Origin of the sequence: Rhodococcus sp. 05-2255-1e (assembly GCF_002259025.1) — a bacterium.
Taxonomy (GTDB): Bacteria; Actinomycetota; Actinomycetes; order Mycobacteriales; family Mycobacteriaceae; genus Rhodococcoides; species Rhodococcoides fascians.
Map to the genome: position 1 here is coordinate 66,883 of NZ_NOZE01000014.1, position 13,236 is coordinate 80,118.

Genomic DNA, 13,236 nt, shown 5'->3' on the forward strand with positions numbered 1-13,236 from the left:
TTCGGGCGAGACGAGCTGTGGGTCGATGCTCACGCCCGACAGGCCGACGAGCCTCGAATAGTTTGTCGGTGGTTGCCGATAGCGTCGTGGACATGAGAATCCTGCACACCTCGGACTGGCACATAGGTCGCACCTTTCACGGTGTCGACCTGTTGGCCGATCAGGGCGCAGTGCTCGAGTCCATCGCGGAACTGGTTGCCGCACAGTCGATCGACGTGGTCGTCGTCCCGGGTGACATCTACGACCGCGCCGTGCCGAGCGCGGATGCCGTAGTGGTGTGCAATCGCGGACTCGAAGCGATCAGAGCCGCCGGAGCCGTCATCGTCGCGACGTCGGGTAACCACGATTCACCCGCTCGGTTGGGTGCCGGAGCTGCGTTCGCCTCGGCCGGTGGACTGCATCTGATGACCAAGGTCGGCAACGTCGCGACCCCGGTGGTCGTCGACGACGAGCACGGATCGGTTGCGTTCTACGGCATTCCGTACCTCGAGCCCGAGACCACCCGAGTCGAACTCGACGTTCCGGCGGCACGGACGCACGCCGAGGTGCTCGATGCTGCCATGGACCTGGTGCGCGCCGACCTCGCAGCGAGAGACGAAGCAGGGCAACATGTTCGGTCCGTCGTCCTCGCGCATGCGTTCATCGTCGGCGGCGAAGCGACAGGTTCGGAGCGATCGATTTCGTCCGGGGGAATCGAAACCGCACCGGCATCGGCATTCGACGGCGTCGACTACGTGGCCCTGGGTCATCTGCATTCTCCGCAGACACTCACCGAGCGGGTCCGCTACTCCGGCTCCCCGTTGCCCTACTCGTTCGGCGAACGCTCGCACCGTAAGGCCGTGTGGATTCTCGAACTCGACGCCGACGGGCTCGGCAGCGTCGATCGAGTGGACTTACCGGTGGTTCGCGGTCTCGCCCGCATCGAGGGCACGGTCGAGGAATTGACCACTCACGCAGCCTTTTCCGAATACGAGGACCACTACGTCTCGGCGGTGCTGACCGACGAGGTACGTCCCATCGATGCAATGCGGTTGCTGCAACAGCGTTTTCGGCACGCGATCCATCTCGAGTGGCGTCGACCCGAAGACGACGGGGGGCTTCGGTATCGCGATCGTGTCCGCGGCCGCAGCGACCTCGAGATTGCGACGTCGTTCCTGACGGACATGCGTAGCGCGCCCACCGCAGCCGAGTCCGCACTCTTCGAGCGCGCACTTGCTTCCGTGCAGCGCGAGGCCGAATCCACGCGCACACCGGCGAGCACCGTCGACCGCGGCGCTGCATGAGGCTGCACTCACTCGAGATCACCGCCTTCGGCCCCTTCGCGGGAACGGAGACGGTCGATTTCGACGCGCTGGGAGCCGACGGGTTGTTTCTGTTGCACGGCCAGACCGGAGCCGGGAAGACGACAGTGCTCGACGCCGTTGCCTTTGCGCTCTACGGCACCGTTCCCGGAGCGCGGCGGGAGGGCAAGAGGCTGCTGTCCGACCACGCCGCGACAGGTGCCGTCCCGCAGGTGACCCTCGAAGCAACGCTCGGTGGGCGACGAATCAGGATCGTGCGCAGTCCGGAGTTTCCGCGCCCCAAGCTCAGGACTGCAGGCACCACCAAGCAGCATGCCAAGGCGAGTCTCACGTGGCTCGATGGGCGTGGGCAGAACCTGACGCGGCTCAACGAGATCGGCGACGCGGTCAACGGGTTGCTCGGAATGAGTGCCGATCAGTTCTTTCAAGTGGTGTTGTTGCCGCAGGGCGAGTTCGCGAAGTTTCTGCGAGCAGACAGCGACGAGCGAGGAAACCTACTCGAAAGACTTTTCGACACAGGCAGATTCGGCGACGTGGAGGAATGGTTCGCTGAGCGGCGTCGAGAATTGGCCGCCGGTCTTGCCGACGCCGACCAGGCCATCGACATCATGCTGGGCAGAGTGTCCCAGGCCGCGGGCGTACCCGAGCCGTCCACCGACGACGCCGCGCCCGGTGAGCAGGCCCAGGATCCCCTCGAATGGGCGGCACGGGTTCTGGACGGTGCACGGCAGAACAGAACTCTCGCCCAGGGTCGTGCGGTGCTGGTCGACGCGGCGGCCGGGCGCGCGTCCGCCGCGCTGGCCGAGGCCACCAGCGCCCTGGACCTGCAGCGCCGACGCGCCATCGCCGAAGAGCAACTCGCGCAGTACCGGGACGGCGAAGCCGCCCGAGCAGCGCGACGCGCGGAACTGGCCGACTCTGCGGCTGCGGGTCCCATCGCCGACGCCGTCGCCGATCTGCGCCTTGCCGCCACCACCGCAGATGCGGCCACGACAGCGCTGACCGCCGCGGAACAGGCACTGCCCACGTCCGCAGAGGGCAGGCGCTTCCACGACGCACTGCAGTGGCCGCCGCTACGAACCGATCCGGCCGACGAGCGAGCAGTGGTTGCCGAGTTCGTGCGAGCATGGACCACCGATGTCGCACGGCTGCAGTCGCTGCTCGGAACAGCCCGTGAGGCCGACCGGCTGGACGCCGAGCTCGCAGAACAGCGCAGACAGCGTGCCGAGACCGTTGCTGCCATCGAACGCACGACGACGAAACAGGCGACACTTCCCGAGACCCTCGCCGCTGTGGAAGCGCGGGTGGCCCGCGCAGCCGCGGCCGCTGCCGAGCTTCCGGGACTGGACGAGCGGTGCGCCCGCGCTCAGGCGGCCGCTGAGTCTGCCCTCGAATTGGTGCGGACCCGAGCCGTTCTCGTCGAGGCAGAACGCGTCAGGGACCGTGCCGCAACCGCGCGCAACAGCGCCTGGGAACACTTGCTGGAGCTGCGCGAACGCCGCATCGACGGCATGGCCGCAGAGCTGGCGGCCCGCCTCGAGCCCGGTGCGCCCTGTGTCGTCTGCGGGTCGGCCGAGCATCCGAATCCGGCGGCTGCCGCCACGTCGACGGTCACGAAAGCGCAGGAGGACAAGGCCGCTGCCGCGGAGCGAAAGTGCGCTGCCGAGCTGGAACGGTCGATCGCGGCCGTCGCCGACGCCAGTCGTGCGGTCGATCTGCTGCACGACCGGACGGGCGGAGCCTCCGCCGCGGAGCTTGCTCACACCCTCGATGCGGCGACGACTGCCGTCCGAGACGCCCGAGCGAGGGCCGCCGACCTCGACCCGGCGACGACCGAGCTGCGCCGGCTGCGCGCCGAGTCGGATGCGCTGGCGGTCACGCTGCAGGATCTCGTCGCCAGGCGCAGCGCGCTCGACGAACGTATCGCAGCCACCGAGCGATCGGTGGCGCAGATGCGAGCGTCGGTAGCCAAGGAAATTGCCGAAGGCGCATCGTTGACCGAGCGAATTGCCCAGTGCGAGAAGCTGATCGACGGTGCCCGCCGACTGCAGGAAGCGCGAATCGCCTGGCTCGACGCCAGCGAGCAGCACGCCGCGCTGCGCGGCGAACTGGATCGACGGGTATCGGCATCGAACTTCGATTCCGCCGATGCAGCAGCAGATGCCGTTCTCACCAAGGACCGCGTCGAGCAGATCGAGACCGAACTTCGACTCGCGGAGGAGCGTCGCGCACACGCCGAACACGTGCTGCTCGAACCCGGCATCGTCGCCCAGAGCGGGCAACCGCCGATCGACCTGGGTCCGCTGCGTGCCCGGTTCGCCGAATTGGACGGCGAGGCGAAGGTTGCCGCGGGGGAGGTGGCCGAGTGTCGCCGACGCGCGGACGAGCTCGAGCGGTTGATCGCCGAACTGTTCGTCGCGGCTGCGGCCATCGCGCCGCAGCGCGCCGAGTTCGACGAGCTCGCCAACTTGGCGGATGTGGTCGCCGGGCGTGGGCAGAATGCACGCAAGATGTCGCTGCGGTCCTACGTGCTTGCGTCCCGTCTCGAGGACGTCGCCGAGTCGGCATCGGCACGCTTGCGTCGGATGTCCTCGGGTCGATACGAATTCGTGCACTCCGACGAGGCCGGCCTTCGCGGAAAACGGGGTGGACTCGGTCTCGACATCCGCGACGACTACACCGGTGTGGTGCGTTCGGCCAAGACGTTGTCGGGCGGCGAGGCGTTTCTGGCGTCGCTCTCGCTCGCGCTGGGTCTCGCCGATGTCGTGGCCGCCGAATCCGGCGGGGTCGTTCTCGATACCATGTTCATCGACGAGGGGTTCGGCACGCTGGATGCGGACACGCTGGAATCGGTGATGGCCGTGCTCGACGAATTACGTGCGGGCGGCCGCGTCGTCGGAGTCGTCAGTCACGTCGACGAAATGCGTCAGCGCATTCCGAGCCGCCTCTACGTCAAGCGTGGACGCGCGGGCTCGACACTGCAGGTCGTTGCGTCCTGATCGGAGCTACTTCTTCTCCGTCGCAGCCTTCTCGTCTTCGTCCTCATCTTCGAGGCCGGCCTGTTCGTCGGTCAGTCCCTCGGGTGCGGGGATCTGATCCTCGAGCTCGTCCTGATCGGGCTCGTTCGATCGCTCGTCGATCTGTTCGGAGACGTAGCGAATCAGCACAGCAGCCACCGCGGCAGCGGGCACTGCGAGGAACGCGCCGATGATCCCGAACAGCGAGCTGCCTCCGGTGACGGCCAGCAGCACGATCGCTGGATGCAGATTCATGCTGCGGCTCTGCAGGATCGGCTGCAGCACGTTGCCTTCGAGCTGCTGCACCGCGAGGATGATCGCGAGCACGATCAACGCGGTCGTCAGACCGTTGGCCACCAATGCGACGAGCACAGCGAGAGCGCCCGCGACGAACGCACCGACGATGGGGATGAAGCCACCGAGGAACGTCAGGGTGGCGAGCACCAATGCCAGCGGGACACCGAGGATCACCAATCCGAGCCCGATGAAGAACGCGTCGATGAAGCTGACGATGGCCTGGGTCCGGATGAAACCGCCTAGCGTCACCCACATGCGGGAGAGGACTTCGCCGAGATGGCGTCCCGCGCGGCCGCCGGAGAATCCGTGCAGCCACGGCAGGAACTTCGGGCCGTCCTTGACGAAGAAGAACGACAGCACGAGCACCAGGGCAAGGGTCACAAGGATGGAACCGGCTGCCGAGACGCCGCTGAACACGCCGGTCGCGATGACGTCGCCGCTGTCTTGCAGCCGCGAGACGATGGCCGATACCGCATTGTCGATCTGGTCGTCGCCGATGTTGAGCGGCGGTCCCTTGAGCCAGTCCTGCACCTGACCGATGCCGCCCGACGCCTGATCGACCAACTCGGGCGCCTGCTCGGCCACCGACGGAATGATCAGCGTGATGACCCCGCCGATCACGACGAAGAACACCACGAGCGACACGGACGATGCCAGCGCAGGCGGAAAGCCAAGGCGCATCATCAATTTCGCCGGTGGCCACAGAACCGTGGCCACGATCACCGCGAGTAGAACCGGTAGCAGAATCACCCAGAGATGACCGATCAGCCAACCGAATACCCACGCGCCGGCCGCGATGGAGATCAGGATGAGCGACCATTTCGCCAGCCAGAGGCCACCGGTTCCGATGAGGTCCCCGCGATCTCGTCCGGACTTCGCGGGCTTCGCAGTACTGCCGGGAACTGCCGATTCGGTCACGGTGGGTCCTCACATTCGGCGGGTGGCGGTTCGTGAAGAACCTTAACGTCCCACTCCGACGCGGTGTCGGTCAGAGCGCCTCGTGGGCCAACAGCCACTTCTTCGTCGGCAGTCCCCAACGGAATCCGCCGAGTGCACCGCCGATCCGAACCACTCGGTGGCACGGTACGAACAGGGCGGCGGCATTGCGCGCGCACGCCGACGCGGCACCGCGAATCGCCGTCGGCCGTCCGGACAATTCCGCGAACGCGGAGTACGTCACCGGCGCTCCGGGTTCGACAGTGCGCAGCACGTCCCAGGCGTGCATCAGGAATTCGCCCGATCGCTGTGCGACGTCGATGTCGTCGATGCGGTCGACGTCGCCGCGGTGGTAGGAGTCGACAGCTGCGGTGACGGCACCGAGGTCGGTGGCCGAGCGGACATCGGTGGGTCGCAACGTCGGATGGATCAACACTCGGAGTTCCTCGACGTCGGCGGTCCAGCCCGACGCCAGCACGCGCTGATCGGCGTCGACGATGGTGGTGAACGGACCGATAGGGGTGTCCTGCGTTGCGGAGGTGGCCATCATGCCTGCCTTCTTTCCAGTGCGGTGATCCACAGGTGCATCGAAACGTAGGAACGCCACGGTGCCCAGCGTTGGGAGTTCTTCAACGAAATGTCCAGCGCCTGCGCGCCTTGGCGGACAACGAGATCGGTGTCGAGCAGAACGTCGGGGTCGCCCAGCAGTCGCATGACGACATAGCGGGCCGTCCACGGCCCGATTCCCTTGAGCGCGAGCAGTTCTCGTTCCAGATCGGGACCCTCCCGCGCGGGGTGCAATGTCACCGTTCCCGACGCGATGGCGTCGGCGACGCGGATGACGGTCTGGACCCGAGCCGCCGGGCCGGTGAGGACCTCGCGGCCGCGTTCGGCGATGACGGCAGCGTCGGGGAACAGCCGTCCGACGCGTCCTTCGCCGAAATCCAGTGGTGCCCCGAGCGCGTCGACGAGCCTGGCGGTGTGGGTGGCCGCTGCCTTCAGCGAGATCTGTTGCCCGATGACGGTGCGCAGCAACATCTCCGCCCCGTCGACGACCCCGAGGGCCCTGATACCCGGATGGGCGTCGACGCTCGGCGCGAGTTGGGGGTCGGCGCGTAGGGCTTCGTCGACGGCAAGCGGATCGGCGTCGAGATCGAGCAGGTGTCGAATCCTGGCCACGGCTGGGGCGAGATCGCGCATGTCCTGCAGAGTCAGTGCGGCGCTGACGAATCCGTCCAGGATGCGCAGTGCCACCAGTCCGGCAGCGTGCGGTAACTGCAGTGAACGCACGTATTCGCCGTCGTCGGAAAACGATTCGATGCCCTCGACCACGTGGCCTCGGAGAAACCACTCGACCCAGCCGCGGTCCAGCGGCGGGCGGTACGGCAGGCGCAACGTGACGGTGCCACCCGCAGTAGGTACGGCCGAGCGGTGCGCTTCTCGCCGCAGGGTCGTCGGATCGACCGCGAAGACCTCTTTGACGGTGTCGTTGAACTGGCGGACGCTCGAGAAGCCGGCGGCGAAGGCGATGTCGGCCATCGACATGTCGGTGGTCTGGATCAACGTGCGGGCGGTATGCGCGCGATGGGCGCGAGCCAACGCAAGCGGCCCGGCACCCACTTCTGCCGTCAGAACGCGGGTCAATTGCCGGCTCGAATAGCCGAGGGTGCTGGCGAGGCCGTCGACGCCCCCGCGCTCGACGGCTCCGTCGGAGATCAGCCGCATCGCACGAGAACTGAGATCCGAGTGGATGTTCCATCGTGGGGAGCCGGGAGTGGCGTCGGGCTGGCAACGGCGGCAGGCGCGGTAGCCGGATTGTTGGGCCGCTGCTGCCGTGGCCAAAAACGAGACGTTGCCGGGCTTGGGGGTGCGCGCCGGGCAGGAAGGTCGACAGTAGATGCCGGTGGTGGAGACGGCGGTGAAGAACTGGCCGTCGAACCGTGCGTCACGCGAGGAGACCGCGCGATAACACCGATCGAAGTCCAGTTCTTGCACCTGCCGTTCGCTGCTCATGCTCCTACTGTGTCAGCGCGATCCCGCCAGTGCTAGCGGAAATCGGACAGCACCGTGTCAGCAGCATCGAGCCCCTGGGTTTCGGTCCGCTTCCGCGTGCCGGTCCTTCCAGTACTGCCGCACGGTCGGTGGCTCCTGGCCCGGGTGGTGCCGGGCCAGATGCGCGACGTAGCGGTCGTAATCGTGATCACCCATCACCGAGGTGATCCACCACCACAGCCCGCGCATCTAGTGCGCCGACCCGGGGCGTCGGACGGTGCCCGCATCGATCAGTTCGTCCCACTCGGCCTGGATCTGCTTCTCGGCGGGGGTGAGGACGAATCCGGCAGGACCGAAGATCTTCGATGGCACCTCCGGCTCCTCGTTGTCCGGCAGATCAGCTCCGCGAACGGCTCTGACGCACACGATGACTCCGGCGATGACGACGACCAGGACGAGTACCGCGAAGATGATCGAGAGGGTGCCCTGGATGAACGTGTTGCGAATGACCGCGTCGATGGCCTCGGGGGTCTTTGCGCTGCCGAAGCTGCTCAGGCCCTGCTCCTTTGCGTCACGGAACTGCGAATGCTGCGTCCAGTAACCGATGGCCGGGGTGGAGGAGAAGATCTTCTGGTACGAGGCCGTCATCGTGACGATGAGGTCCCAGGCAAGCGGAATGCCGGGGATCCAGGCCCATTTGTAGAGACCTCGTTTGACGACGATCACCATGACCACCGTCAGGGCGATGGCGGCGAGCAACTGATTGGCAATACCGAACAGCGGGAACAGGGTGTTGATGCCGCCGAGCGGGTCGGTGACTCCCATGAGAAGGATTGCGCCCCAGGCTGCGACGACGATCAGCGAGCAGATCCATGCTCCGGGACGCCACGACGGGTCCTTGAACTTCTTGGCCGAGGCTCCGGGCAGGTTGCCGATGCTGTCGGAGAGCATGAAGCGTGCGACGCGGGTGCCGGCATCGACCGTGGTGAGGATGAACAGTGCCTCGAACATGATCGCGAAGTGGTACCAGAACGACTTGAGCGATTCTCCGCCGAACACCTGGTGCAGAACCTCGGACATACCGAACGCCAGCGTCGGAGCGCCGCCGGTACGGGAGATGATCGACTCCTCGCCCACATCGGCTGCGGCCTGGCTCAATTCGCCGGCCGAGATGTCTCCGCCGCTCAATCCCAAACCGTTGACGTACTCCGCCGCGGTCTCGGGAGTACCGCCGGTCAGCGTCGCCGGTGCGTTCAGCGCGAAGTAGATGTGCTGATCGAGAACGCAGGCGGTGATGAGCGCCATGATGGCGACGAACGACTCGGTGAGCATGCCGCCGTAGCCGATCATGCGCATCTGCTTTTCCTTCTCGAGCAACTTCGGCGTGGTGCCGGAGGAGATCAGAGCGTGGAAGCCCGACAGCGCGCCGCAGGCGATGGTGATGAACAAGAACGGGAACAGCGATCCTGCGAATGCCGGTCCGTTGCCCTCGGTGGCGAAGGTGGTCATCGCGGGCATCTGAATCTCTGGACGGGCGATGAGAATGCCGACGGCCAGCAGCGCGATGGTGCCGACCTTCATGAACGTCGACAGATAGTCGCGCGGGGCGAGCAGCAGCCACACCGGCAGGATGCAGGCCAGCAGACCGTAGCCGATGAGCAGCCAGGCGACCGTCACCTTGGAGAGCGTGAACCAGTCTGTGCCCCATTCGGTTTCGGCGACCCAGCCGCCGGCGACGATGGCGAGCAGAAGCAGGACGACACCGATGAGCGAGACCTCGGTGACGTTGCCCGGCCGCAGGTAGCGCAGGTACACACCCATGAACAGGGCGATGGGGATGGTCAGCGCGATGGAGAACACGCCCCACGGACTTTCGGCGAGCGCGTTGACGACGACGAGAGCAAGAACCGCGATCAAGATGATCATGATGACGAACACCGCGATCAGCGCGGCGGTTCCGCCGACTACTCCGAGTTCGTCACGGGCCATCTGGCCGAGGCTGCGGCCGTTGCGGCGCGTCGAGATCCACAGCACCAGGAAATCCTGGACGGCTCCGGCGAACACGACGCCGATGATGATCCACATGGTGCCGGGCAGGTAGCCCATCTGGGCCGCCAGAACCGGTCCGACGAGGGGGCCCGCTCCCGCGATTGCGGCGAAGTGATGGCCGAACAACACCCGACGGTCCGTCGGCATGTAGTCCTTGCCGTTCTCCAAGATCTCGGCGGGCGTGGCTCGGTCGTCGCGAGGAAAGACGATCTTGCGTTCGATCAGTCTGGCGTAGAAGCGAAACGCGAAGATGTAGGTACACACCGCGGCGATGACGAACCAGACTGCGTTGGGATTCTCGCCGCGGACGATGGCGATGATCGTCCAGGCGACGCCGCCGAGCAGGCCGATAACGACGAGTATCAGACGCTTGATCGGCGTCATGGGATGGGAATCGACGACTCCGACAGGTGGTAGGTCGGGGTCTGTCTTCAGCAATTCGACGTGTGGATCGTCGGCCGCTTTCAGTGACATGTGTGGGGTCTCCATGGTCGCAGGTGTGACTGCGATCACCCTATGCGTGACGCACTTGCACGTCCTCGAATCGACACTTCGCGATGCGCCCGGCGGTCACTCGTGTGCGCCGAGTGGCGGCGGCCTGGAACCGGATGGTGCTGGGCTGCGTCGTACCGGGTGTCATCACTTCATTCATCGGGGGGAACACCACATGTCGGGACCGTACGAGCAAACTCATCAGCAGAACTTTCCCGCGGCGCAGCCCTTCGCGCCGGTGCTTCCGGCGTCGAACGCAGGGTGGGCAGTGGTGGCAGTCATCTTCTTCTGGCCGCTGGCCATCCCCGCGTTCAATCATGCGTTGAAGGTCCATCCACTGTGGTCGATGGGCGATGTCCAAGGCGCGCAATACTCGTCGCAGCGCGCGGCGTTCTTCGGCAAGCTGTCCCTCATCATCTTCGGCGTCTTCATCGTTCTCTACCTGGCGTTCATCGGCTTGGTCGTCTCGAACATGTGACGGGTCGACGGCGGTGTGCTCACCCGCGGGTGACCGAAATACCGCCGTCGACGTAGAGCGTGGTTCCGTGCACCATCGCGGCATCGTCCGAGACCAGGAACAGCACACCGTCGGCAATGTTCTGCGGCAACAGCACTGTGCCTGCCGGGGTTCCGGCCGTCATGGCGTCGAGTACCTGGCGTGCATCCTCGTTGCCCGGAGTCAGAGTGGCTCCGGGCGCGAGGGCGTTCACTCGCACACCGCGTGGGCCGAACTCGGCGGCCCAGCTACGAGTGAGCTGCTCGTCGGCGGCTTTGGTGGCGGAGTACATCGCAGCGAACGGACTGCCCATCGTGGCCATCCACGACCCGATGTTCACGATGACTCCGCTGCCGCGCTCGGCCATGGCCGGTGCGAGCTCACCGACGAGCACGTGCGGTGCTCGGACGTTGACGGCAAGCATGGCGTCGAGCTGGTCGTCGGGAAGATCGGCTGTCGCGGTGGCCGGATAGATACCGGCGTTGTTGACGAGAATGTCGACGCGGCCGCCGAGGGCGTCGGTAGTGCGGGCGGCGAACTCGCGAAGCTCGTCGTAGCTGGCCGAGAGATCGACGTCGACGAATGCCGCTGTGCCGCCGGCTTCCGAGATGCGGGCCGCCAGGGCTTTGCCGCGCTCGGCGTCGCGGCCGCTGACGACCACCTTTGCCCCGTGGGCGGCGAGGGTGAGCGCGATGGCAGCACCGATCCCACTGGTCGATCCGGTGACGACGGCGGTGCGTCCATGGAGTTGTGCGGAACTGGAAGATGTCATGACGCCATGTCTACGGTCGCCGAATCGAGCGGACCAGGCGTCGTTCGACCTAGGTCTGTCATGACCAGGTTGGCCATCGCTCGCGTGGCTACTGTGGATTTTGTGAACAACGACAGGTCGGCGCTGAGCGCATTTCTGCGTGATCGACGCGACCGCATCACTCCCGCCGAGGCGGGAGTACCGACCTATCCCGGTGCGCGACGGGTCCCGGGCCTGCGGCGCGAAGAGCTCGCAGCGCTGGCCGGAGTGAGTCCGGATTACTACAGCAAGCTCGAACAGGGTCGCCAGGCCAACGTCTCACCCGAGGTGCTGCGGGCAATTGCTCGGGCGTTGAAACTCGACCGGGTGGAGTCCGCGCATCTGCTCGATCTCGCATCCCCAGCCGGTCCCGTTTCCAACGCCTCGGAGCGACCGGATCCGGGATTACTCCAGGTGATGCGGGCGCTCGATCACGTGCCGGTGCTATTGCTCGGGCGCTCGGGAACCATCTTGGCCAGCAATGCGCTGGTTCGTGCGGTGTTGAGTCTGCAGTCGTCCGCCGGGGATTCGCTGTTCCACTATCTATTTCGCAATCCCATCGCGCGGGAGCGAATCGTCAACTGGTCGCAGTTCGCGGCGGCCTCGGTTGCCGCGCTGCGCAGAGAGCTTGCCCGACGGCCAGGGGATTCGGAGTTGACTGCGCTGATCGACGAATTGCGTTCGACCGAGCCTTTTTTCGAGCAATGGTGGAGCGATCACGAGGTCGCCGAATTCGCGGGTGCAACCAAGATCATCCAGCACCCGGCGGCGGGCACCCTGCAATTCGGAATCGAGTTTCTGACCTCGCCGAGCGCACAGGATCAAAGTCTGATCGTCTACACGGTCGAGGAGAATTCCAGTACGGCACACGTCCTGCCGATCCTGGCCAGCTGGGACCCGAATTCGGCGATCACCACATGACCGGCATGGCCGATCACGCCGTCGAGTAGGCGCTGGCCGGGCACTGTTCGAGCTGGTCGTGTCGTCAAAGTAGACTCCATAGACCGTGAGCCTCACCCTCGGAATCGTCGGACTGCCCAACGTCGGCAAGTCCACCCTCTTCAATGCACTGACCAACAACGATGTGCTGGCCGCGAACTATCCGTTCGCGACCATCGAGCCCAACGTCGGCGTGGTCGCGCTGCCGGATCCCCGGCTCGAGAAGCTGGCCGAGGTGTTCGGTTCGGAGAAGCTCGTGCCTGCGCTGGTGTCGTTCGTCGACATCGCCGGCATCGTCAAGGGTGCGTCGGAGGGTGCCGGCCTGGGCAACAAGTTCCTCGCCAACATCCGTGAGGCCGACGCCATCTGTCAGGTCGTGCGCGTGTTCGCCGACGATGACGTGGTGCACGTCGACGGTCGCGTCGACCCCACCGCGGATATCGAGGTCATCGAGACCGAACTCGCGATCGCCGATCTGCAGACCCTCGAGAAGGCGATCCCGCGCCTCGAGAAAGAGGTGCGGATCAAGAAGGACCGCAAGCCGGCGCTCGACGCGGCTCTGGCTGCGCAGGCTGTGCTGAACGACGGCAAGACGCTGTTCTCGGCGAAGGCCAAGCTCGACTTCGAGCTGCTCGGTGAATTCCAGCTGCTCACAACCAAGCCGTTCCTGTACGTGTTCAACGCCGACGAGTCGGTGCTGACCGACGACGCGAAGATCGGCGAACTGGCTCGCCTGGTCGCTCCAGCAGATGCGGTGTTCCTCGACGCGAAGATCGAGTCGGAACTGCTCGAACTCGACAAGGAATCAGCAGCAGAACTGCTCGAATCCGTCGGTCAGACCGAGCCCGGCCTCGACGCGTTGGCGCGCGCCGGCTTCCACACCCTGGGCTTGCAGACCTACCTCACCGCAGGCCCGAAAGAGGCTCG

Annotated in this window: 11 protein-coding genes; 5 read left to right on the forward strand and 6 right to left on the reverse strand. The window is 65.8% G+C overall.

The window, feature by feature from the left end; genetic code table 11:
- The first annotated feature begins 92 nt into the window (after positions 1-92).
- Entirely contained in the window at positions 93-1,283 is a 1,191-nt protein-coding gene (locus CH262_RS13435; RefSeq protein ID WP_057472943.1) for an exonuclease SbcCD subunit D, read from the forward strand.
- Positions 1,280-4,300 carry an AAA family ATPase gene (locus CH262_RS13440; RefSeq protein WP_094717788.1) on the forward strand — a complete coding sequence of 1,007 codons (3,021 nt, stop codon included), beginning with the start codon at positions 1,280-1,282 and terminating at the stop codon, positions 4,298-4,300. The genes CH262_RS13435 and CH262_RS13440 overlap by 4 nt, the downstream gene beginning before the upstream one ends.
- A gap of 6 nt (positions 4,301-4,306) precedes the next feature.
- On the opposite strand, the gene CH262_RS13445 is transcribed toward CH262_RS13440, so the two are convergent.
- The 5 genes from CH262_RS13445 to CH262_RS13465 form a co-directional block, all read right to left on the reverse strand.
- A complete protein-coding gene (locus CH262_RS13445) occupies positions 4,307-5,533 on the reverse strand; it encodes an AI-2E family transporter (RefSeq protein ID WP_094717789.1) in 1,227 nt (408 codons plus the stop codon).
- 70 nt (positions 5,534-5,603) lie between these two features.
- Positions 5,604-6,098: a methylated-DNA--[protein]-cysteine S-methyltransferase gene (locus CH262_RS13450; protein ID WP_174557298.1), complete on the reverse strand. Its 495-nt coding sequence runs from the start codon at positions 6,096-6,098 to the stop codon at positions 5,604-5,606.
- Positions 6,098-7,564, reverse strand: a complete 1,467-nt coding sequence (locus tag CH262_RS13455) for an AlkA N-terminal domain-containing protein (RefSeq protein WP_094717790.1) — start codon at positions 7,562-7,564, stop codon at positions 6,098-6,100. Before CH262_RS13455 ends, CH262_RS13450 begins: the two co-directional genes overlap by 1 nt.
- Positions 7,565-7,621: 57 nt before the next feature.
- On the reverse strand, positions 7,622-7,792 hold the full coding sequence (locus CH262_RS13460) for a YbdD/YjiX family protein (protein WP_072692145.1): 171 nt from the start codon (positions 7,790-7,792) through the stop codon (positions 7,622-7,624).
- Positions 7,793-10,066, reverse strand: a complete 2,274-nt coding sequence (locus CH262_RS13465; protein ID WP_094717798.1) for a carbon starvation CstA family protein — start codon at positions 10,064-10,066, stop codon at positions 7,793-7,795. It lies immediately after the preceding gene.
- A 193-nt stretch (positions 10,067-10,259) separates the two neighbouring features.
- Between CH262_RS13465 and CH262_RS27570 the strand changes: the two genes are divergently transcribed.
- Entirely contained in the window at positions 10,260-10,562 is a 303-nt protein-coding gene (locus tag CH262_RS27570) for a CD225/dispanin family protein (RefSeq protein WP_158514267.1), read from the forward strand.
- 19 nt (positions 10,563-10,581) lie between these two features.
- Here CH262_RS27570 and CH262_RS13475 read toward each other — a convergent pair whose 3' ends face one another.
- Positions 10,582-11,352, reverse strand: coding sequence for an SDR family NAD(P)-dependent oxidoreductase (locus tag CH262_RS13475; RefSeq protein ID WP_094717791.1), 771 nt, complete (start codon positions 11,350-11,352; stop codon positions 10,582-10,584).
- Between the two features lie 102 nt (positions 11,353-11,454).
- On the opposite strand from CH262_RS13475, the gene CH262_RS13480 reads away from it, so the two are divergent.
- Together CH262_RS13480 and ychF are read left to right on the forward strand one after the other, a co-directional pair.
- Positions 11,455-12,291, forward strand: coding sequence for a helix-turn-helix transcriptional regulator (locus CH262_RS13480; protein WP_094717800.1), 837 nt, complete (start codon positions 11,455-11,457; stop codon positions 12,289-12,291).
- 85 nt (positions 12,292-12,376) lie between these two features.
- Positions 12,377-13,236, forward strand: an 860-nt coding sequence (gene ychF / locus CH262_RS13485; RefSeq protein WP_094717792.1) for a redox-regulated ATPase YchF, incomplete at its 3' end; no start/stop codon positions are given.